This window comes from uncultured Algimonas sp., assembly GCF_947498175.1.
In the GTDB taxonomy this organism is placed as follows: Bacteria; Pseudomonadota; Alphaproteobacteria; order Caulobacterales; family Maricaulaceae; genus Litorimonas.
The window spans coordinates 25,973-48,441 of the sequence record NZ_CANMJB010000007.1 but is presented as its reverse complement, the minus strand read 5'-3'; the positions used below and the strand labels follow the sequence as shown (position 1 = coordinate 48,441).

The following is a 22,469-nucleotide window of genomic DNA, read 5'->3' as shown; positions in this document are numbered from 1 at the left end:
ATCGCCGTTGTGCCGTGTGCGCCTTACCGGACCGCTTAGAACTACCGTTAACAAAGGCTGCAGCACGGCGCGCCAAACTGGGTTTCCGGCATCTCATGGCCTCCGTCTCGTCGCGATGCGGTCAAACTTGCCTGACAGGCGATTGACGCGCATGAAGCGGACGGTCTGACGGGCGAGGGCGGTATGACACGACAAAACGGTTTGGTTCTGGGGCTGGCGCTGCTTCTCGTCATGGGGCTGTCCGCCATGCTCGGCTACTGGCTGGGACAGAGCGGTCCGCAGTCGGACGACACTCCGTCCGGGAGTGTCGTGCAGGAAACGGAGAACGTTTCACCGACCGATGACGTCACCGTCGTCCGAAGTCGCCAAGACGCGTTTTCCTATCTCGGCTACGCGGTCGACCGTGCGGACGGGGCGCCGGCCGTCTGCCTGCGGTTTTCCAGACCGCTCGACCCGGACCGGATCATAAAAGACCGTGCCTACATTCGCATATCTCCGGACGCGCCGTTTTCGCTCCAGGTCCGCGAGCAATCGCTCTGCGTGTTGGGTCTGGACGAAGAGACGGCCTATGCCGTGACGGTCCTGCCCGGTTTCGCCGCGCAGGACGGGAGCGAGCTTGCATCGCAATTGACGGAGACGATCGCCTTCGATCCGAAGCCCGCCATGGTCGGCTTCGTCGGCGACGGCATCATCCTGCCACGCGGGGACGACGCCGTTCTGGGCGTGAAGGCGATGAACGCCGACGCGGTCGATCTGAAGCTCTACCGGGTCAATCACCGCGCTTTGTTCGAGCAGACGCCCGACATCGGCGAGACGAGTGTGGAAGGCGACTGGTCGTGGAACGGGGCGGCGTGGCAGACGCGTGTCGAAATCCACACGCAACGGATCGAAACGAGCGGCCAGACGAACGAGCCCGTGGAAATCGGCGTTCCTTTGGAGCCGATCATAGAAGGGCACGGCCCAGGCGCCTATATCGTCGAGGTCAGCCGCGCAGGCGGGACCGACAATGACCGCGTGGCGACCTCTTGGCGCTGGCTCTATGTGACCGATCTGGCGCTGGCGTCCTACCGCACGGCTGACGCGCTGGACGTCACGGTCCGCTCCATCGAAACGGCCGAAACGGTCAGCGATGTCAAGCTGACCCTGATCGCCCGAAACAACGACATACTGGCCGAAGCGCGGTCCGCCCCCGATGGGCGTGCGCGGTTTCCTGGGGCGGTGCTGCGCGGAACGGGCAATCTCGCGCCGAAAATGGTCCTGGCCTATGCGGGCGACGATGACTTCGCCGCGCTCGACCTGGCCCGCAGCCCGCTCGACCTGACCGGTTACGACGTGGCAGGCCGCGATGCGGCCGGGCCTGTCGATGCCTTCATGTTCACCGAACGCGGTGTCTATCGTCCCGGCGAAACCGTTCATCTGACCGCATTGGTCCGCGATGCGCAGGCCGAAGCCGCGTTCGACCGCGACGGCACGCTGCGCATATTGCGTCCGGACGGCACCGAATTTTCAGAAGCCCGCGTCGGCCCGCGCGACCGCGCCGGAGCGCTGTTGCGCCAGATCGCCCTGCCGGCTGATGCCATGCGCGGACGCTGGGTCGCGGAACTGTCGCTGGACGGTCTCGACACGGTCGGCCGCACCCGCTTCGCCGTCGAGGACTTCATTCCCGAACAGCTGCGCCTGGATGTGCGGGCGGACGAAACCCCGGTCCGATTGGGCGAAACCCGGGCGCTGACCGTGGCCGCGGACTTCCTCTACGGCGCGGCGGGACGCGGATTGGAAGCAGAGGCGGAAGTCAGGGTCAGCGTTGATCCGGATCCGTTCCCGGAGTGGTCGGACTATATGTTCGGTGACGCCGTCGAGACCTATCGCGAGCAGTTCGTGCCGATCGGGCAGGGGCTGACGGATGAAGACGGGCGCTACGACACGGATATCGAGCTGGCCGGAGACGATTTCAGGTCGAGCCATCCTTTGCGCCTTTTCGTAACGGCAGGCGTCGCTGAGCCGGGCGGTCGCTATGTGCGCGACAGCGTCTTCCTGCCGTTGCGGTCCGAGCCGGTCTATGTGGGGTTCGATCCCGTCTTCGACGGCGGATACGCCAAGCGCAACAGTCCGGCCGAAATCGCCATGATCTCAGTCAGTGCAGACGGAGAACGTATCGGCGTGGACGGCACTCTGTCGCTGATCCGCGAGGATTACGACTATCATTGGTTCCGCGAGAACGGGCAATGGCGCTATCGCCGCGACCGCCGGGACCTTGTCATAGAGGAACGCCGCGTCTCCATCGGGGCGGACACCCCGCTGCAGTTTTCCGAACCGCTCGACTACGGCGAATACAGGTTGCAGTTCGTCACGGAAGCCGGTCGGACGTTTTCCTACCAGTTCGGCTCCGGGTGGCGGCGCGCGGGCGGCGATGCCGATACGCCGGACCGGATCGAAATCGGATTGAGCCAAGCCGAAGTCTCGCCGGGCGATACGGTCCGGCTCACCGTTAATTCTCCTTTCGCCGGGATCGGTGAACTCGTGATCGCGGACCGGGGCGTGAAATCCGTCATAACGGTTCAGATCGAAGGCGGACAGTCCGAGATCAGCCTGCCGATCGCGCGCGACTGGTCGTCGGACCTCTATGCCATGTTGACGGTCTATACGCCCGGTGCCGATGCGCAGCCGCGCCGGGCGGTCGGTCTGGTCCACATCCCGATGGACCGGTCTTCGCAAAGGCTCGATGTCTCGCTCGACGTGCCAGACCGCATCCGACCACGGACGGAGCAGGATGTCGTGGTCAAAGTCGCCGGACTGGACGGCGAGCAAGCCTTTATGACGTTGGCCGCCGTCGATACGGGCATTCTGCAGATCACGGATTACACGCCGCCGGACCCCGAAGCACATTATTTCGGCAAGCTGGCGTTTCCGGTCGATGTATTCGACGATTATGCCCGGATGCTCGCCCCTTTCTCGGCCGTGGACCGGGTCGGCGGCGATACGTTGGGAGGGGCCGGCCTGTCGGTCGTGCCGACCACCATCGTCAGCGTGTTCGAAGGACCGGTCGAGGTCTATGACGGCCAAGCAGTCGTGACGCTCAACGTTCCGGATTTCCAGGGCGAACTCACGATCATGGCGGTCGCCTGGTCGGACACGAAGCTGGGCGGAGCATCGACGCGCATGACCGTGCGCGATCCGGTTACGGCACAACTGGCACTGCCGCGCTTTCTCGCACCGGGAGACCGAGCGGTCGCAACCATGGCGATGGACAATGTCGATGGGCAGGACGGGGTCTATAGGAGCCTCGTTTTCGTCGATGGTCAGGAAATCGGCCAAGTGGAGCGTGTGCTCGACCAAGGCGCGAGGAGCGAAGACGGTGTCGAGATCGCGTCCGGTGCGATAGATGTCGCGACCTACACGCTCGCGACGCAGGGGCCGGCGTTCGACGTGAGCCGCGACTACCGCATCGAAACCCGTCCGGCGGCGATGCGCGAAAACCGAACGCGTTTCGTGAAGCTCGAGCAAGGCCGGTCCTTGTCCCTCGATCTTACGGAAGACCGTGCGGGATTGTTGCCGGGCACGATGCAGACGCTTGTCTCCGCCTCGTTCTCGCCGGGTCTCGATCCCCGTGCCTTGCTCGCCTCCCTGCAACGCTACCCTTATGGCTGCACGGAGCAGACGGTCAGCGTCGCCATGCCGCTGCTATTGTCCGAAGCTTTGAGAGGTCTGCCCGGCATGGGTGAAGCCCAGCGACTCGCGACCGTGCAAATGGCTGTGGATACGCTGCTTAGCCGCCAGAGCCCGGACGGGACGTTCGGCCTGTGGCGACGCGGCGACGGCCATGCCAGCCCCTATCTCCAGCTCTATGCGAGCGACTTCGTCCTGAAAGCCGCAGAAGACGGTCTGAGCATTCCGAGCAGCGCGAGGCGCCGTACGCTCGACGCCGTGCAGGCGTTGTCCAAGCTGGACCGATCGTCGCGTCTGTCGCTGGACTACGATTTCGGACTCGACGACGATGCGCCGGATTACGAACTCCGGAACGCCGAACGCGCCGCCCATGCCATGGCCTTGCTGGCGCGGCACGACCGGCTGAAGAAAACGGACCTGCTCTATCTGGATCGCCGCTTCGGCGACCGGATCCGCAGTTCCATCGCCCAATCCCAGCTCGGCCATGCCCTCGACGCGATGGGCGAGACCGAGCGCGCCGAGGCGGCCTTCGTCCGCGCGGCAAACCGTATCGGCGGCGAAGCCATCACCTATTACGACAGCGATGTCCGCAACGCGGCCGCTCTGTTGGCGCTGTCGTCGGACCTACCGGAGGAGGCTCTGACATCCGCCATGCTGACCTTGCAGGTGGACCAGCCAGAGCGATTGAACACGCATGAAAAGGCGTGGGTGCTGCGCGCGTTGGCGGGACGCCGCACGACCGGAGTGCCGTTCGCTGCAGACGATGACTGGGATGCGTCCGGCATGACTGCGAGCCGTTCGGTTGGCGAAAGCACGGGCGGTTTGAGCATCCAGAACAACGAGGCCGCTCCGGTCTGGCTCCAGGTCTCGGTTTCCGGTTTGCCGGAGGGTCCGATGACGGCCCGTTCGCAGGGCGCTTCGATCGCCAAGTCGATACATGATCTCGACGGTCGCCCGCTTTTCGATCCATCCGTGTCACGCGGCGAGCGCATCGTCGTCTTGCTGGAAGCGGAAGGGCGGAGCGACGACGGCGCCATGTGGGTCATGGCCGACCTTTTGCCCGCCGGCTTCGAGATCGAAACGGTTCTGTCGCCCGACGATGCGGGCGAAACCGGTCCGTTCGGCTGGATCGGCGATTTGTCTGAGCTGGACTTGAGCGAAGCCCGGGACGACCGTTTCGTGGCTTCGTGGCGGACGGCGTCGCGGTTCGGGAATGGCGAACGCCGGATGGCTTATGTCTTGCGTGCCGTGACCGAAGGTGACTTCGCCTTGCCGGGCGCCCATCTCGAGGACATGTACCGGCCCAGCCGGACGGCGTCGACGGCGGGCAGCCGGATCCAGGTCACGCCCGCGCCGTCCTTGTGAGGCTTCGGCACAAATTCCTGATCGGTGCCGTGATGCTCGGCACTGGATGGCTGTGCCTGCCGGTTCTACCGGACGGGGCGGACACGGTGTCCGCCGTCATGCAGGACCGTCACGGGGAAGTACTGCACATCTCCACGGTCGAAGACGGGCGCGTCCGTTTGCCGATCAAGCTGGACGTGGTCGATCCGGCGTTTGTCGAAGCGCTGGTCGCGATGGAGGATGGCCGGTTCAGGCAGCATGTCGGCGTCGATCCGCTAGCCATCGGTCGCGCGGTCAGGAGCAATGCCAATGCTGGCCGGATCGTATCGGGCGCATCCACCCTTACACAGCAACTCGGACGGCAATACATGCCCCGGCCACGCACGCTGCCGACCAAGATCGTCGAAGCCTTCGAAGCGGTCCGGCTTGATCTGCGCATGAGCAAGGACGAACAGCTGGAACGTTATCTGACGCGTGTGTCCTATGGCTCGAATATCGAAGGCGTCGCGGCGGCCTCGCATCTCTGGCTCGGCAAGTCGCCCCGCTATCTGACGACAGATGAAATCGCCTTGTTGCTGGCGCTGCCGCAATCGCCCGAAGCCCGCCGCCCCGACCGCAATCCGGTCGCCGCCAAGGCCGGTCGCGACCGCATTCTCGACCGTATGGCCGAGGAGAGCCTTATCACCGAAGCGGAGGCGGCACAGGCGAGACGCCAGCCCGTACCGACGCTCAAACGCCGCCTGCCCGACCGAGACCTCCTCGCTTTCGAGACCTTCGGCGGCGGATCCACCACGCTTGACGCGCGCGAACAGACCCGCGTCGCCCGGTTGCTGTCGGACTGGACCGCCGACCAGCCCGTGCCCGTCAATGCTGCTGCCATGGTCGTGCATGTGCCGACGCGCGAGGTGCGCGCGCTCGTCGGGACGGGAGCGCGCGACCATGCTGGCGGCTGGATCGACATGACCGACCGGGTGCGGTCGCCGGGATCGACCCTCAAACCGTTCATCTATGCGCTGGCGCAGGATGACGGCACGCTCGATCTGGAAAGCGAGGTGCGCGATGCGCCGACCCGGTTCGGCAGCTACAGGCCGGAGAACTTCACGCGTCGCTACCATGGCCGAGTCACGGTGCGCGAAGCCCTTCAGCACTCGTTGAACGTTCCTGCCGTGGCGGCTCTGCACCAGGTCGGCGCGGACCGGTTCCGGGCGGCACTCGCCGCGGCGGGGCCGCAGGCAAGAGGCCGCGTCGGCGATAGGGAGGGCGAGGGACTGGCGCTCGCGCTCGGAGGAACAGGGCTGAGCGCGCGCGATCTGGCCGTGCTCTATACCGCGCTGGGCCACGGCGGCGAGGCGGCGCCGCTGAAATTCCGTCCCGGTGCACCTGACGGCGAAGACTACAGACTGATGTCGGAAGACACGGCGCAAGCGATCAAGGCCGCGTTGAGCGGTGCGCCCGTGCCGAAGGGCTTTGCGAACATGCCGGGCGTGGGCCGCGTCGCCTACAAGACCGGAACGTCCTACGGCTTTCGCGACAGCTGGGCGGCCGGGCTGGCAGGGGATCATGCCGTCATCGTCTGGACCGGACGGCCCGACGGCGCGCCGCGACCGGGCCGTACGGGCCGCGCCTCGGCAGCCCCGATCCTGTTCGACATCGCCATGCCGTTCGTCGCGCCGGACCGGACCGGACACACGGCAAAAGCGCCGGATGCTTTGCGACGCGTCGCCGACCAGACCGATGCCGGGCCGGTCATCCTGTTTCCGTCGCATGGCACCGAGCTGCTCCATGACGATCGCGGCGTTTCGATCTCCGTGGATAGCGACGATCCCGTCGCCTTGTTCGTCTCTGGCGAACCGGTTCGGCGTGAAGCAGGGCTGGCAGTCTGGATGCCCTCGTCGCCGGGCTTCTACCGCGTCAGCGCCGTCGATGCGCGCGGACGTTCAACGAATGCCGATATCCGCGTCGTCGCGCGTGACCAGCTCGTCGATGCGCCGCCGCAGTTCCGCTAGTTCTTCGGCGAACCAGTCATGCTTCTTGATCCAGGCATTGTTGCGCCATGAGGGATGGGGCAGGGGCATGACCCCGGGCCCGTAGCCGCGCCAGTCGCGCACCGTTTCGGTCAGCGTGCGCTTGGCCGCCGGGCCCAGATGATGCTTTACCGCATACATCCCGACCAGCAACGTCAGCTCGACGCCGTGCATCTGCTCGTCCAGTCGCGCTTGCCAGAGCGGCGCGCATTCGGACCGGGGCGGCAGATCGCCGCCCTTGGCATCCTGCCCCGGAAAGCAGAATCCCATAGGCGTGATGGCGAAATTGTCGGCATCGTAGAAAGTCGCCGGATTGACGCCGAGCCAGTCCCGCAGGCGCCGACCGGACGGGTCGTTGAAGGGCAGGGTGCTGGCATGGGCCAGCGTGCCGGGCGCCTGGCTGATGATGCGGACCTTCGACGCCTCGGTCGCGCGCAGGATCGGGTTGGGTTCGACCGGCAGCGGCGGGCTCGAGTGAGCGCACACATCGCAGGCACGGATCGTCTCGACGAGGGCTTGAAGCTGCGACAATGGGTGAACCTTTCCACGATCCTGGCGAGATAATGCGTGAACTCTCGCGCCGTTTCATTATTCAAGGGCGCATGTCAGACAGTTTCTTCTCCCATATCTCTTCAGAACTCGAACAGATCGAGGCCGACGGTCTCTACAAGCGCGAGCGGATCATCACGAGCGAACAGGGCGCGGAGATCAGTTTGAAGGACCGTGACGTCCTGAACTTCTGCGCCAACAACTATCTGGGCATGGCCGATGCGCCGGAGCTGGTCTCGGCGTCTAAAGAGGCGCTGGACGATCACGGTTTCGGAATGGCGAGCGTGCGGTTCATCTGCGGCACGCAGGACCAGCACCGGGACCTGGAAAAAGCGCTGGCAGACTGGCTCGGATATGACGACACGATCCTCTACGCGGCATGTTTCGATGCCAATGGCGGATTGTTCGAACCCCTGCTCGGTCCCGAAGATGCCATAATATCGGACAGTCTCAACCATGCGTCGATCATCGACGGTATCCGTCTGTGCAAGGCCAAGCGCTACCGCTACGCCAACAACGACATGGCCGATCTCGAAGCCAGGCTGAAAGAGGCGCGCGAGGCCGGGGCGCGGCATGTCCTGATCGCGACGGACGGCGTCTTCTCCATGGACGGCACGATCTGCAACCTGAAGAACGTGGTCGCGCTGAAGAAGAAGTACGATGCGCTGCTGATGGTCGACGATTGCCACTCGACCGGATTCATGGGCGAGCAGGGAAAGGGGACGGCATCGCATTGCGGCGTGCAGGGCGGCGTCGACATTCTGACGGGCACGCTCGGCAAGGCTTTGGGCGGGGCGATGGGCGGCTTCACCTGTGCCCGGCAGGAAGTCGTGGACATGCTGCGCCAGCGCTCTCGGCCCTATCTCTTCTCCAACTCGCTCGCGCCCAATCTGGTCGGCGCGTCGATCAAGGCGATCGAACTGGCAAAGGAGGGCGACGATCTGCGCGCGCGGCTCTTTGCCAACGCCGAGCGCTTCCGCGCGGGCATGGAAAAAGCGGGTTTCGAGCTTCTTCCTGGTGAACATCCGATTATCCCGGTCATGCTGCACGATGCTAAGCTGGCGCAGGAGATGAGCGCGAAACTGTTGGACGAAGGCATTTACGTGATCGGTTTCTTCTACCCGGTCGTCGGCAAGGGCCTTGCCCGCATCCGCACGCAGATGTCTGCCGCCCACACGCCAGAGCAGATCGACGCCTGCATCGCCGCCTTTGCCAAGGTCGGGCGCGAATTGGGTGTTGTGTCATGACCGACACAATGAAGGCTCTGGTAAAGGCCAAGCCCGAGAAGGGCCTCTGGATGCAAGATGTGCCGGTTCCGGAGATCGCGCCGAACGAGGTGCTGATCCGGATCGAACGCACGGCGATCTGCGGCACCGACATGCACATCTACAAATGGGACGAGTGGGCCCAGAACAACGTGCCTGTCCCGATGGTCGTGGGCCATGAATATGGCGGAACGGTCGAAGCCGTCGGCAGCACGGTCACGCGCGTCAAGGTCGGCGAACGGGTCAGCGGGGAAGGCCATGTCGTCGGGCGCAAGTCCCGCAACGCGCGCGCCGGGCGTTTCCATCTCGACCCGGACACGAAAGGCATTGGCGTCAACCTGCCGGGCGCGTTCGCGGAATATCTCGCCCTGCCGGAATTCAACGTCATTCCGCTGGGCCAGGATTTCGACATCGAGATCGCCTCCATCCTCGACCCGCTGGGCAATGCTGTGCATACGGCATTGGCCTATGACCTGGTCGGGGAGGATGTCCTCATCACCGGGGCCGGGCCGATCGGCATCATGGCGGCGGCCGTGTGCGAACGCGCCGGCGCGCGCCGGATCGTGCTGACCGACATCAACGATTGGCGGCTTGCGTTCGCAAAGACCATCACGACACGCACGACCATGGTCAATACGGTGTCCGAAGACCTGCGCGACGTGATGACCGGTCTCGGCATGAATGAGGGGTTCGACGTCGGATTGGAAATGAGCGGCGCCAAACCGGCTTTCGACCAGATGCTCGACACGATGCTGATGGGTGGCAACATGGCGATGCTCGGCATCCCGGCGCAGCCCTATGCCGTCGATCTCGGTAAGCTGGTCGGCAAGGCGCTGACGCTCAAGGGCATCTATGGACGCCAGATGTACGAGACCTGGTACAAGATGCTGGCCATGATCGACAGCGGTCTGGACGTGAAACCGATGATCACGCACCGGTTCGCCGCGGCGGATTTCCAGGAGGCGTTCGATCTGATGGAGACGGGCAAGACCGGCAAGGTCATTCTCGATTGGACTCAGGCATGAGCGCGGAGGCCGTGCCGCTGACCGGTTATGAACGCTTGCCGGAGTCCGACATGGCAGATCGGCTGGCATCCTTCCAGGACCTGATGGCCAAGCGCCGGACGATCCGGGATTTCGCCGACACGCCCGTTCCGCGCCAGCTCATCGAACAGGCGATCCGTGTGGCCGGAACCGCGCCGAGCGGGGCCAACCATCAGCCTTGGCACTTCGTGGCGATTTCGGATCCGAAGACCAAGACCGCCATTCGGCAAGCGGCGGAGGAAGAGGAGCGGGCCTTCTATCACGGCCGGGCTTCCGACGAATGGCTCGATGCGCTCGAGCCGCTCGGGACGGACGACCAAAAGCCGTTCCTTGAAACCGCGCCCTGGCTGATCGCTGTTTTCGCACAGAAGCGCGGCGATCTCGGCAAAAACTATTACGTGACGGAATCCGTCGGTCTGGCAACCGGCCTGCTGATCACCGCCTTGCATTCGGTCGGGCTGGGAACGCTGACGCATACGCCCGCACCGATGACCTTCCTGCGCGAAATCTGTGGACGCCCCAATACGGAGAAACCGTTCGTCCTGCTCGTGGTCGGATACCCGGCGGAGGGTTGCAAGGTGCCGTCCTACGCCCTGGAAAAGAAGCCGCTATCGGAAATCGTGACCTTCAAGACCCAAGCGCCATCGCCATGATTTCAGGGTCCACATTGCCGCCCGACAGGATGACGGCGACCCGCTTGTAACGCTTCGGCAATCGGCCGGTGACGACCGCTGCCATCGCGGCTGCGCCCCCTGGTTCCAGCGTGACGTCAAGATGGGTTTTCGCCAGCCTCATGGCGAGAAGGCAGTCTTCGTCCGAGACATCGAACACGTCCGTCAGGGAGCGTGCGTTGATCGGCCATGTCAGCTCGCCCGGGATCGGGGTCATGATCGCATCGCACAGGGTCGGTCCCGGATCGCCGATCGGCGTCCGCGTTCCGGCGCGCAGGCTCATCTGGTGATCGTTGTAGCCTTTGGGCTCTGAGCCGAAAATATCCGTGTCCGGGCTTTCCGCACCCATCGCAAGACTGATCCCAGCGCAAAGCCCGCCGCCGCCGATGCAGGTCACGAGAGCGTCGAACGCCAAACCGGACCGCGCGATTTCGAGACCGACCGTGCCTTGACCGGCGATGATGTAAGGGTCGTCATAGGACGGCACGATCGTGCGTCCGTCCCGGGCGGAGATGCGTTCTGCGATCTCTTCGCGGCTTTCCGTGTGGCGGTCGTAAGAGATGATGTCCGCGCCGTCGCGGCGCACGCCGGCGACTTTCACTTCGGGCGCATCCGACGGCATGACCATGAGCGCGTCGATGCCGAGTTCCCGCGCGGCGCGGGCCACGCCTTGCGCATGGTTGCCGGACGAGAAGGCGACGACGCCCCGCCGCCTTTCCGCCTCGCTCATCACGGCCAACCGATTCCGAGCCCCGCGATATTTGAACGCCCCGACATGTTGCAGACATTCCGCCTTGAAGTGGATTTCCATGCCGACCAGCGCATCGATTTCGGGCGAATGCAGCAACGGCGTGCGCCGCGCATGGCCGTCCAGGCGCTCCGCGGCCTCCAATACATTTTCGTAAGTCGGCGTAACCATGACGCTCCCCTTATTGACCGATTTGTCCATGTCTGAAAAAGACGAGGCAAATCAAGAGAAACAACAAACTGGGGAGCCTGCCCATGCAAGGCCTGATGATGAGTCGCGAACTCATGATTTCCGATCTGATCGAACATGCCGCAATCGTGCATGCGGACCGGGAGATCGTGACGCTCGAAACCGATATGAGCCAGCACCGCTATGGCTGGACCGATTGTGCCGCCCGGGTGCGCAAACTGGCCAATGCGCTCATCGCGGCGGGCGTGAAGACGGGCGACCGGATCGCGACCATCGCCTGGAACAATTACCGCCATGTCGAAATCTACTACGCCGTCAGTTCCATCGGCGCGATCGTCCATACCATCAATCCGCGTCTCAAGCCCGAACAGATCGCGTGGATGATCAACCATGCCGAAGACCGTTACGTCATGTTCGATACGACGTTCGCGCCGATCGTAGCCGGTATCCATCAGGCCTGTCCCAGCGTGGAGAAATGGATCAGCCTCACCGATGCGGCGCAGAAACCGTCCATCGTGCCGTTCGCCGAAGACTATGAAGGGTTCATCGCCGATGCCTCCGAGGAACTGGATTGGCCCCGGTTCGACGAGAACACGGCCTGCACGCTCTGCTACACGTCCGGCACGACGGGCGATCCGAAAGGGGTTCTCTACTCCCACCGCTCCACGATCCTGCACGCACTGGCCGGTTGCCAGAAGGACGTGATCGGCGCCGGGGGATCGGACACGATCCTGGCCGTCGTGCCGATGTTCCATGTCTCCGCCTGGGGGTTGGTCTATTCCGCGGCCATGGTCGGCGCGAAGCTGGTCATGCCCGGACCGGGATTGGACGGGGCCAACCTGGCGCGCATGATCGACGCCGAAGGCGTGACCCTGATGGCGGGCGTGCCGACCGTCTGGCTCGGCATCTACAATCATTGCAAAGAGCACGGCATCGAACTGCCGAGCGTCAAGAAGGCGCTGGTCGGCGGGTCCGCCCTACCGGAATCCCTGCTGCGCGCCTATGAGCTCGACCTCGGCATCCCGATGCAGCAGGGTTGGGGCATGACGGAAACGTCGCCGCTCGGTTCGACCTATGCGCCGCACCACGCCACCGATCTGGACGATTACGAAGCGACCGTTCCGCACAAGCTGATGGCGGGCCGTCGCATCTGGGGTGTGGAAATGCGCATCGTCGACGATGCGGGTGTGGAGTTGCCCGCCGACGGCGAGACCTCCGGCCATCTGCATGTGCGCGGCCCCTGGGTGGCGTCCGGTTACTTCAAGGGCGCGGGCGAAGAATCTTTCACCGACGATGGCTGGTTTGCGACGGGCGATGTTTCCGCCTTGCACCCGCATGGCTACATGGAGATCACCGACCGGTCGAAGGACGTCATCAAATCCGGCGGCGAATGGGTGTCGTCCATCGAAGTCGAGAACGCGGCCTGCGACCATCCGGACGTCGCCATGGCGGCGTGTATCGGCGTGCGGCATGAAAAGTGGCAGGAACGCCCCATGCTGATCGTCCAGCCCGTGCCGGGCAAGATGCCGGACAAGGACGAGATCAAGGCGGCCATCGCTAATAAATGCGCGAAGTGGTGGATGCCCGACGCCATCGTTTTCCAGGACGCATTGCCGCTGGGCGCGACAGGCAAAATCCTCAAACGCGAACTGAAGACCCAATATAAGGACTACGACCTTGAATCGGCTTCTTGAAGGTACCGCATGGGGTGTCGCGGCCTTATTGCTCCAAGCCTGTGCCGGCGTCGAAAACCTTGTCGATACGACCGATGCCTATGTCGAGGGCGACACGCTTCACCTGTCGGGCACCATGAATTCACGGTCCTATCGGGAAATCGAACGACTGATCGATCGTCACCCTGAGCTTACGCGTATTGAAATCGGTGAGATCGACGGATCGGTCGATGATCACATGACCCTACGGACGGGACTGATGCTTCACCGCGCCGGGCTCGATACTCATCTCAGGGCCGACAGCTTCATCGAATCCGGCGGCGTGGACATTTTCTGCGCCGGTCGCAACCGGACCGCAGAACAGGGTGCGCATGTCGGAGTTCATTCCTGGTCGTATCTGGATGAGAGCGTATCCGGCGACAAATTGGCGCCATCGGACCCTGAGCACGCGCCTTATTTGGACTACTTCGAAACTGTTGGCTGCCCCGTGGACTTCTATTGGTACACGCTGAAGGCGGCATCGGCCGACGATATCTATGTCATGACGAACGACGAGCTTCTCTCGCAAGGCGTCGTGACCCGATTCGTGGACTAGTTTTTCCCTGCGCCCAGTTCGAACAGCCTGCCGCGCTCGGTCAGCAGGATGATGCCGAGCGACACGAGGCCGAGGCAGACATAGCCGATGAGTATGGGAATAACCGTGCCGTCGAACTGCTGTGCGATGGTCAGGCCGATCAGGCTCGCCCCCGTCGAAGTGAAGAACCCGTACACCGCGTTGGCCGTCCCGGCGATGTCGCCCATCGGTTCCAGCGCCAGCGAGGCGAAGTTCGCCCCCATCATGCCGAAGCAGGCGAACGACACGATGAAAAGCGAATAGAAGACCCAGAAATTCTCGCCCGCAAACGACATGTAGGCGAGGTTGGCCGCGCTTGAGAGGATGAAGAGCAGGACCATGGTGTGGCTGATCCGCCGCATGCCCAGTCGTTCGACGACACGGCTGTTGAGATAGTTCATGACCGCCAGGCCGCTGGCGATGCCGGCGAAGTAGATCCAGAAATCATCGCCGCGTCCGAATACCTCGTCGAAGACCTGTTCGCTTGCCGCGATGAAAGCGAACAGCGATCCGAAGATCACGCCAGACGCACACATGTAGCCGAAGCTGGTCCGGTGACCGATGACGCGGCGGAAAGCGTCGGTGATCGACGCGATATTGATCGGCCGGGCTTCCTGCATTGTCGCAGGCAGGCGAAATGCCGTCCAGAGGAAGACGAGCGCAGCGAAGACACCCAGCATGCCGAACGTCCACGGCCATCCCATCAGCGCAATGATCAACGTGCCGATGCCGGGCGCCAGGATCGGGACGACCATGAAGACCGTGAAGACGAGGCTCATGATCCGGGCCATAGACCGGCCGGACGACACGTCCCGGATGATCGCCCCGGCACTGACCCGCGTTCCGGAACAGGAGACGCCTTGCAGCAAACGGAACAGCAGCAGCATTTCGAAGCTTGGCGCGAACATGCAGGCGATGCCGAACACGGCATAGCCGACGAGCGAGAGCTGGAGCAGGATCTTGCGCCCGTAACGGTCCGCCACCGGTCCCCAGATCAATTGCGGGAAGCCGAAACCGAGCACGAAGGCGACCACGATCCACTGCTGGTCGTTCGGATTGGAGATCGCGTAATGATCGCCGATCTGTTCCAGCGCGGGCAACATGATGTCGATGCCGAGCGCCTGCAGCCCGAAGATCGCCGCCATCATGGCGACGAATTCGCGCAAGGAGATCTTGAGCGGCGTGCAGTCCGGAGCCAGCAATGTCGCGGGGGCACTCATGGCGGCGCGCCTACGCCTCCGCCCGGTGCCGTTCAATCGCAAATGAGGGCCTGCGTCATCACATGCGGTGACAGTGAAAATGAACGGTCTGTAACGCCGCCGCCATGCCGAAAGAGGCCAGGTCTAAACGGCCCGTTAACACTTTTTGGCGATGTAGCGCTTAACCAGTCATTGACCATATCAGGTGCGACCCAATGCCGATCCAGTTTCAAATGCCCGAGTCCGTAGAACTCAAACCCCGGATCGTCGTGATCGGCGTCGGGGGTGCCGGCGGGAATGCCGTCAACAACATGATCGAAGCCGGTCTCGACGGGGTCGAGTTCCTCGTCGCCAACACGGACGCGCAAGCGCTTTCGCTGTCGAAAGCCGAACGCCGCGTCCAGATGGGCTGCGGCATCACGCAAGGCCTCGGCGCCGGCATGCGTCCCGAAGTCGGCGAGCAGTCGGCGGAAGAAAATCTCGACGAGATCATGGAGCATCTGGACGGCGTGCACATGCTGTTCGTGGCGGCCGGCATGGGCGGCGGCACGGGCACGGGCGCCGCGCCCGTCATCGCCCGCGCGGCCCGCGACCGCGGTATCCTGACCGTCGGCATCGTCACTAAACCCTTCATGTTCGAAGGCTCGCGCCGCATGAAGTTGGCAGAACAGGGGATCGAGAACCTCTATTCCTCCGTCGACACGATGATCACCATTCCGAATCAGAACCTGTTCCGGGTGGCAACGGAGCGCACGACCATGGCGGACGCTTTCCAGCTCGCCGACGAAGTGCTCTATTCCGGCGTGCGCGGCGTGACCGACCTGATGGTCGTTCCGGGCCAGATCAATCTCGACTTCAACGATGTCCGCACCGTCATGGACGAAATGGGCAAGGCTATGATGGGCACGGGCGAGGCGACCGGCGACAGCCGCGCCGTCGAAGCTGCGCAAAAAGCCATCAACAACCCGCTGCTGGACGACGTTTCGCTCAGCGGGGCGAAAGGCGTGCTGATCAATATCACTGGCGGGCACGACCTGACCCTGTTCGAGGTCCACGAAGCGGCGGAGATGATCCGCGGCGAAGTGGACGAGGATGCCAACATCATCGTCGGTTCGGCGCTAGATGCCGCGCTGGACGGCGTCGTCCGCGTTTCGGTCGTCGCGACCGGCGTCGATGCGGAAACGCGCAGCGAGAAGCCGGGGCGTTTCATCGCATCGCCGCAGCCGAAAGTCGAAAGCCAGCCTGCCGCCGTGGTCGAACTCGGCGTACACGAAAAGGCCGAAGCCGAAGCGCGCCTCGCCTATGCCGAATACGGGTTCGAGGAAGACGAAGAGGAAACGGTCGCCGCAGTCGTCAACGGCCCGGCCCAGACCTACACGAAAACAGAAACCGGCTATCCGCCGCGGGTCCAAGGCGGGGCCGCGCAGCTTGCGGCGCCCGTGCCGGCCCCGGTCGAAGCGCCCGTCAAGGCCGAAGCCGTCACGCCGATCGTTCCCGCCTCCGTTCCCGAAGCGCCTGTGGCCGCCCCGACACGGCGCCCGTTCGGCCTGTGGGGCCGCAAGAGCCGCCGTCCCGTCATGACGCCCGACACCGCCGCCAAACCCGCAGTGCAGACGGGATCGGGCGACCTGTTCGGAGCCGACATGGACGACGAGCTCGAAATCCCGAGCTTTCTAAGACGTCAAAACCGTTAAGGCCTCGCGTCCATTACAGCGGAGTCATCTGCCGTAACATTGCGTCATGGACCGTTGCTTGCGGTCCGGACCCCGGCCTCCTAGCGGTATGGCTAACGACTATGCCGAACGTCAGACGACAATCCACTCTGAAAGCGCCTGCCATCTGTGCGGGCGTTTCCCTGCATGGCGGGCGTCAGACGCGCCTGGTCATGGCGCCTGCCGCGCCGGATACGGGTCTGGTGTTCCGCCGCACGGATGTCACCGACCGCGACAATCTCGTACCGGTCCGGCCCAACGCGGTGACGGGCGTCCGGAACTGCACGACGATCACCAATGCGGCCGCTGTCGGCGTGTCCACCATCGAACATCTTCTCGCCGCGCTCAGCGCTGCGGGTGTGGACAACCTCCTGATCGACCTCGACGGGCCGGAGCTTCCGGCGCTGGACGGATCGGCCGAGCCGTTCCTCAAATTGATCGAACAGGTCGGGTTGGAGCGACAGGCAGCGCCGCGCCGTTATGTCCGCGTCCTGAAACCCGTCGAAATCCGGTCCGGTGACATGTTCGCCCGGATCGAGCCGTGCAACCGTCTCGAACTGGACGTCACCATCGATTTCGAGGATGCCGCCATCGGACGCCAGCGTCTTCGCATGGCGCCCGACGTGCAAGCGTTCCGCGAAAGACTGGCATCGGCGCGGACTTTCGCCCGCATGCATGAAGTCGCCGCCTTGCAGCAGGCAGGTCTGTCGCAAGGCGGATCGCTCGACAATGCGGTCGTCGTCAATGGCGACGAAGTGCTCAATCCGGACGGTCTGCGATTCGAAGACGAATTCGTGCGCCATAAGGCGCTGGACCTGATCGGCGACATGTATCTGGGCGGTCCGGTGCTTGGTCGCATCACGACGGTCAAGTCGGGTCACGGCCTCAATCACGACCTGCTGACGAAGCTGTTCGCCTGCCGCGATTGCTGGACCTACGAGGTTTTGCCGGGTGCGCATGCGCTCGTCGCGATGACAGGCGGACAGGCCCGGCCGGCTTTCGGCCCTGCGATTGCCGTTTCGGCTTAAGATATTCTCACTTTCGTGTCTGGGTCGCGCCCGCTAAGGGCCAGCGACACGACACGTGCACGGGACTTTCATGACTTCAATCTTTGCCAGATGCGTTTTCGCGCTGTCGGCGGCTTTGCTGCTTTCCGCCTGTTCGAGCTTGGGGCTCGGGGGCGACCGGAAGGAACGGCTCGCCTATGTCGAACGCCCGGCCGAGTTGATCTATAACGAGGCCATGGACCGCATCGAACGCGGCCGCTGGGATCAGGCCAAGCTGTTGTTCGAGGAAGTCGAACGTCAGCACCCGTTTTCCGAATGGGCGCGCCGGTCGCTGCTGATGAGCGCTTTCGCGTCCTACCGGGCCGCGGATCACGAAGACAGTATCACGACGGCACAACGCTATATCGGTCTGCACCCGGGCTCGGATTCGGCGCCTTACGCCTACTACCTCATCGCCATGAACTATTATGACCAGATCTATGATGTGGGCCGCGATCAGGAAACGACCGTGAATGCGTCCAACGCGTTGCAGCAAGTCATCCGGCGTTTTCCGGAGTCGGACTATTCGCGCGATTCGCGGTTGAAGCTCGAACTGACGCAGGATCACCTGGCCGGCAAGGAAATGGCCATTGGCCGGTTCTATCTCAGACAGAACCAGCCGCTCGCCGCGATCATCCGGTTCAAGAACGTCGTGCGCCAGTACGAAACCACCTCGCAGGTCGAGGAGGCCATGCACCGCATGGTCGAGGCTTATGTAACGCTGGGCATCATTCCCGAAGCCAAGAAGGTCGGTTCCGTTCTGGGCTACAACTACCCTTCAAGCGAGTGGTACCAGGACTCCTACGATCTTCTAGCCGAATATGGCATCAATCTGGACGATGAAGTTTCCAAACCGCGCGAACGCGGTTACTTCGAGAGGCTACGCGACCGGCTCTTCTAGCCCTCGCCCCTGCAGGAGCCTCCTCCATGCTGAGCGGACTGTCAGTCCGGAACGTCGTGCTGATCGAGGCGCTCGATCTGTCCTTCGCGCATGGGCTCAGCGCCCTGACCGGCGAAACCGGAGCCGGTAAGTCCATTCTGCTCGATGCGTTGGGCATGGCCGCGGGCGCGCGATCCGACCGCGGTCTTGTCAGGGCCGGGACCGACAAGGCCTCGACGACGGCGAGTTTCACGCTGCCGGACCGGCATCCCGTCTGGGCCTTCCTGAGGGATCACGATCTGGACGGCGATGCATCCGAAGATCTGCGCCTGCGCCGGGTGGTCTCCGCCGACGGCCGGTCGCGCGCCTATGTCAACGACCAGCCTGTGGGGGTGAAGGTCCTGTCGCAGATCGGTTCGATATTGCTCGAAGTGCATGGCCAGCATGACGGTCGCGGATTGCTGGACCCAGCTACGCATCTGGGCATGCTGGACGATTTCGGCGATTACGATGCCGAATTGTCTGCCGTGAAAGAGGCCTACCGCGACCGGCGCGAGACGCAGGCCGCACTGGATGCACTCATCGCCCGCAGGGAAAAGGCCGGTGAGGACCGCGAATTCCTCGAAGCCGCCATCGCCGAGCTGGACCGGCTCGATCCGAGGGCGGGCGAAGACGAAACCCTGGCCGATCAACGCCGCTTCCTGCAAGGCGCGGAAGGCGCGCTGACGGAACTCACGGCGGCTCAGGACACGTTGGGCGAAGGCGGCGAATTCGAAGATCGGCTCACCCGCGCCTTGACCGGGATCGAACGCGTGCGGGCGAAATTCGGCGAGGGCGAAAGCCGCGCGGCCCAAGCCCTGCAATCGGCCGGAGAAAGTCTGGAGCGGGCGTTGTTGGAAACGAACGAGGCGCGCGAAGCGGTCGGTCACGCCGCCGAAGCGTTCGACATCGAACCCGGCCAGCTCGAACAGGTGGAAGAGCGGCTCTTCTCGCTTCGCGCTGCCGCGCGCAAATACGGTGTCGGGATCGAGGCGCTCGTGGGCAAGCGTGCGGATTTCGCCGAAGAACTGGATTCCATCGAAACGGTCGAAGCCGACATTGCGGCGACGAAAGCCCGCCGGGACAAGGCAAAGTCGCGCTACGATGGCGCGGCGGCGAAACTGTCCGAAGCCAGAGCGAAAGCGGCGGGTCAGCTCGATGCTGCCGTTGCGACGGAACTGCCGCCCCTCAAGATGGATCGGGCGCGCTTCGTGACGGAATTGTCCAAGGCGCCTGAATCAGCCAACGGCCAGGACCAGATCCGTTTTACCGTCTCGACCAACCCCGGCACGCCTCTCGGTCCGCTCGACAAGATCGCGTCGGGCGGCGAGATGGCGCGCTTCGCCCTGGCGATCAAGGTCGCGTTGGCCGCCAAGACGCAAAGCGTCATGGTCTTCGACGAGGTCGACCAAGGCGTCGGTGGAGCCGTCGCCACGGCCGTGGGCCGCCGCCTTGCCAGACTGTCCGAGACTTCGCAGGTCTTCGTCGTCACCCACAGCCCCCAGGTCGCCGCCGCGGCGGACCACCAGTTCCGAATCGAGAAGACCTCGACCGGTGAGACGACCAACACCCACGTCCACGCCGTCGCGGAAACCGAACGCGAGGAAGAGATCGCCCGCATGCTGGCCGGCGACACGGTGACGGACGCCGCGCGGGCTGCGGCGCGGCAATTGATGACGGGCTGAAAAGACCGGTCTCGGTATTTCTTGGCTGTGAATGCCCATCTCGGGAAGACTCCCGCAACGCTCTCGGCGTATCAGGCCGCATGACCGACCGCGCCGCCCTCTATGCCGACCTTGTCGCGCGCATCCGCGAAGCGGACGCGGCCTATTACAACGAGGACGCTCCGGTCCTGTCCGACGCGGAATATGACGCTTTGCGCATGGAGCTGCGCGCGATGGAGGATCTGTATCCGGACCTCGTCGCACCGGACAGTCCGACACGGACGGTCGGCACGCGGCCGTCGGGCCGCTTCGGCAAGGTCGCGCACCGCGTGCAGATGCTCAGTCTCGACAATGCGTTCACAGACGATGACGTAACGGACTGGGCCGCACGAGCGCGGCGCTTTCTCGGACTGGCCGACGATGCGCGGATGGCTTTTACCGCGGAGCCGAAGATCGACGGACTGTCTGCGGCCGCTCGCTATGAGAACGGCGTGTTCGTGCAAGGTGCGACACGCGGCGACGGGATGGTCGGCGAAGACGTGACGCGGAACCTGCGCACGCTGTCCGATGTGCCGAAACGCCTTGCCGGGTCGGGCTGGCCGGACGTGCTGGAAGTGCGCGGAGAGGTCTATATCGAGCATGACGCTTTTCTCGCCATGAACGAGGAGCAGGAATCGAAAGGGGAAAAACTCTACATGAACCCTCGCAATGCGGCGGCGGGAAGCTTGCGCCAGATCGATCCGGGCGTCACCGCATCGCGTCAGTTACGTTTCTTCGCCTATGCATGGGGGGATGTCAGCCGACCCATCGCCGACACGCAGTTCGGCGCCATCCGGAAGTTGGCGGAATGGGGCTTCCAGACCAACGACCGGACCGAACGCTTCGAAGGCGCGGCCGGTCTGGTTTCGCATTACCGGAGCATCGAGTCCGACCGGGCGGAGCTCGGCTACGATATCGACGGCGTGGTCTACAAAGTGGACCGCCTGGACTGGCAGGACCGGCTCGGTTTCGCGGGCCGCGCGCCGCGCTGGGCGATCGCGCACAAGTTTCCGGCCGAAAAGGCCGTGACCCAGCTTCTGGATATCGAGATCAATGTCGGGCGCACCGGCGCTCTCGCCCCGCTTGCCCATCTGGCGCCGATCAACATCGGCGGCGTCCTCGTCGCCAAGGCCACGCTTCACAATGAGGACGAAATCGAACGGCTGGGCGTGAAACCGGGCGACACCGTCCGCGTGCAGCGGGCCGGGGACGTCATTCCGCAGATCCTCGAAGTTGTCGAGGACGGCGGCGGCGACCCTTTTACCTATCCGACCCGGTGCCCATCCTGCGGCTCGGACGCCGTGCGCGCCGTTGACGACAAGGGAAAGCGCGACGTGGTCCGGCGCTGCACCAACAGCCTGGCCTGTCCGGCGCAGGCCAAGGAATATCTCGTCTATTTCGTTTCCCGACCCGCTTTCGATATCGACGGGTTGGGCGAACGCCAGATCGAGCAGTTTTTCGAGCGCGGCGAAGTGACCGAACCGTCTCACATCTTCACGCTGCACGATCGCAATGACGATCTGGAACTGGAGAGCCGGGAAGGTTTCGGCGAGAAAAGCACGCAGGCTTTGTTCGCCGCGATCGAGGCGCGGCGCAGAGTCGGTCTTGCGCGCTTCCTGCGTTCGCTCGGCGTGCGCCATGTGGGGCAGGGGAATGCCAACCTGCTGGCCCGCCATTACGGCAGCTGGACGGCGCTGCAGACCAGTGCGACGGCAGAGACTGAAGAGATGCAAACCATCGACGGGATCGGCGAGGCCGCCGCAGGGTCGCTTCACGACTTCCTGAACACGGCGGAGAGCCGCGCGGCATTGGATCGTCTCCTGGCGCAAGTCACGGTGGAAGATGCGCCGACCGTCGAAAACGGCTCGCCCGTCGCGGGCAAGACCGTCGTCTTCACCGGCAAGCTGGAGAAGTTCACGCGCGACGAGGCCAAGGCGCGCGCGCAATCCTTGGGCGCGAAAGTGGCGGGCTCGGTATCGGGCAAGACGGATTACCTCGTCGCCGGGCCGGGCGCGGGGAGCAAGCTGAAAAAGGCCGAAGATCTGGAAGTCGAGGTTCTGAGCGAAGATGAGTGGCTGGCACTGATCGATGGAGGGGGCTAAGGG

General features: G+C 63.9%; 15 protein-coding genes. 12 read left to right on the top strand and 3 right to left on the bottom strand.

Going from position 1 to position 22,469, the window contains the following annotated elements:
- Nucleotides 1-183: 183 nt before the first annotated feature.
- Nucleotides 184-5,031 carry an alpha-2-macroglobulin gene (locus Q0718_RS10825; protein WP_298917625.1) on the top strand — a complete coding sequence of 1,616 codons (4,848 nt, stop codon included), beginning with the start codon at nt 184-186 and terminating at the stop codon, nt 5,029-5,031.
- A complete protein-coding gene (gene pbpC / locus Q0718_RS10820; RefSeq protein WP_298917623.1) occupies nt 5,028-7,016 on the top strand; it encodes a penicillin-binding protein 1C in 1,989 nt (662 codons plus the stop codon). Before Q0718_RS10825 ends, pbpC begins: the two co-directional genes overlap by 4 nt.
- On the opposite strand, the gene Q0718_RS10815 is transcribed toward pbpC, so the two are convergent.
- Nucleotides 6,948-7,565: a uracil-DNA glycosylase family protein gene (locus Q0718_RS10815; protein WP_298917620.1), complete on the bottom strand. Its 618-nt coding sequence runs from the start codon at nt 7,563-7,565 to the stop codon at nt 6,948-6,950. The genes pbpC and Q0718_RS10815 overlap by 69 nt on opposite strands.
- A 71-nt stretch (nt 7,566-7,636) precedes the next feature.
- On the opposite strand from Q0718_RS10815, the gene kbl reads away from it, so the two are divergent.
- Genes kbl through Q0718_RS10800 form a run of 3 tightly spaced genes read left to right on the top strand, consistent with a single transcriptional unit; the run spans nt 7,637 to nt 10,544 of the window.
- Nucleotides 7,637-8,830, top strand: a complete 1,194-nt coding sequence (gene kbl / locus Q0718_RS10810; protein WP_298917618.1) for a glycine C-acetyltransferase — start codon at nt 7,637-7,639, stop codon at nt 8,828-8,830.
- Nucleotides 8,831-8,838: 8 nt separating this feature from the next.
- The gene (tdh, locus tag Q0718_RS10805; protein WP_366523878.1) at nt 8,839-9,873 is read left to right on the top strand and encodes an L-threonine 3-dehydrogenase; all 1,035 of its coding nucleotides are present in this window, start codon (nt 8,839-8,841) and stop codon (nt 9,871-9,873) included.
- Nucleotides 9,870-10,544, top strand: coding sequence for a nitroreductase family protein (locus Q0718_RS10800; RefSeq protein ID WP_298917612.1), 675 nt, complete (start codon nt 9,870-9,872; stop codon nt 10,542-10,544). The genes tdh and Q0718_RS10800 overlap by 4 nt, the downstream gene beginning before the upstream one ends.
- Here the strand turns inward: Q0718_RS10800 and Q0718_RS10795 are convergent.
- Nucleotides 10,519-11,481, bottom strand: coding sequence for a threonine/serine dehydratase (locus tag Q0718_RS10795; RefSeq protein WP_298917609.1), 963 nt, complete (start codon nt 11,479-11,481; stop codon nt 10,519-10,521). The two genes, Q0718_RS10800 and Q0718_RS10795, sit on opposite strands and share 26 nt — an antisense overlap.
- A gap of 98 nt (nt 11,482-11,579) precedes the next feature.
- On the opposite strand from Q0718_RS10795, the gene Q0718_RS10790 reads away from it, so the two are divergent.
- Nucleotides 11,580-13,193 carry a long-chain fatty acid--CoA ligase gene (locus tag Q0718_RS10790; protein WP_298917606.1) on the top strand — a complete coding sequence of 538 codons (1,614 nt, stop codon included), beginning with the start codon at nt 11,580-11,582 and terminating at the stop codon, nt 13,191-13,193.
- Complete coding sequence (locus Q0718_RS10785) at nt 13,177-13,767, top strand: hypothetical protein (RefSeq protein WP_298917603.1); 591 nt, start codon at nt 13,177-13,179, stop codon at nt 13,765-13,767. The genes Q0718_RS10790 and Q0718_RS10785 overlap by 17 nt, the downstream gene beginning before the upstream one ends.
- Here the strand turns inward: Q0718_RS10785 and Q0718_RS10780 are convergent.
- Nucleotides 13,764-15,005 (bottom strand): multidrug effflux MFS transporter, encoded by a 1,242-nt coding sequence (locus Q0718_RS10780; RefSeq protein WP_298917600.1) that lies wholly within the window; start codon nt 15,003-15,005, stop codon nt 13,764-13,766. The genes Q0718_RS10785 and Q0718_RS10780 overlap by 4 nt on opposite strands.
- A 194-nt stretch (nt 15,006-15,199) precedes the next feature.
- On the opposite strand from Q0718_RS10780, the gene ftsZ reads away from it, so the two are divergent.
- The 5 genes from ftsZ (at nt 15,200) to ligA (ending at nt 22,466) form a co-directional block, all read left to right on the top strand.
- Nucleotides 15,200-16,678 (top strand): cell division protein FtsZ, encoded by a 1,479-nt coding sequence (gene ftsZ / locus Q0718_RS10775; RefSeq protein WP_366523875.1) that lies wholly within the window; start codon nt 15,200-15,202, stop codon nt 16,676-16,678.
- Between the two features lie 101 nt (nt 16,679-16,779).
- Entirely contained in the window at nt 16,780-17,724 is a 945-nt protein-coding gene (gene lpxC, locus Q0718_RS10770; protein ID WP_298917595.1) for a UDP-3-O-acyl-N-acetylglucosamine deacetylase, read from the top strand.
- A 70-nt stretch (nt 17,725-17,794) separates the two neighbouring features.
- Entirely contained in the window at nt 17,795-18,643 is an 849-nt protein-coding gene (locus Q0718_RS10765; RefSeq protein WP_298917592.1) for an outer membrane protein assembly factor BamD, read from the top strand.
- A gap of 26 nt (nt 18,644-18,669) precedes the next feature.
- Nucleotides 18,670-20,346, top strand: a complete 1,677-nt coding sequence (gene recN / locus Q0718_RS10760; protein ID WP_298917589.1) for a DNA repair protein RecN — start codon at nt 18,670-18,672, stop codon at nt 20,344-20,346.
- A gap of 80 nt (nt 20,347-20,426) precedes the next feature.
- Nucleotides 20,427-22,466 carry an NAD-dependent DNA ligase LigA gene (ligA, locus tag Q0718_RS10755; RefSeq protein ID WP_298917583.1) on the top strand — a complete coding sequence of 680 codons (2,040 nt, stop codon included), beginning with the start codon at nt 20,427-20,429 and terminating at the stop codon, nt 22,464-22,466.
- The last annotated feature ends 3 nt before the right edge of the window (nt 22,467-22,469 follow it).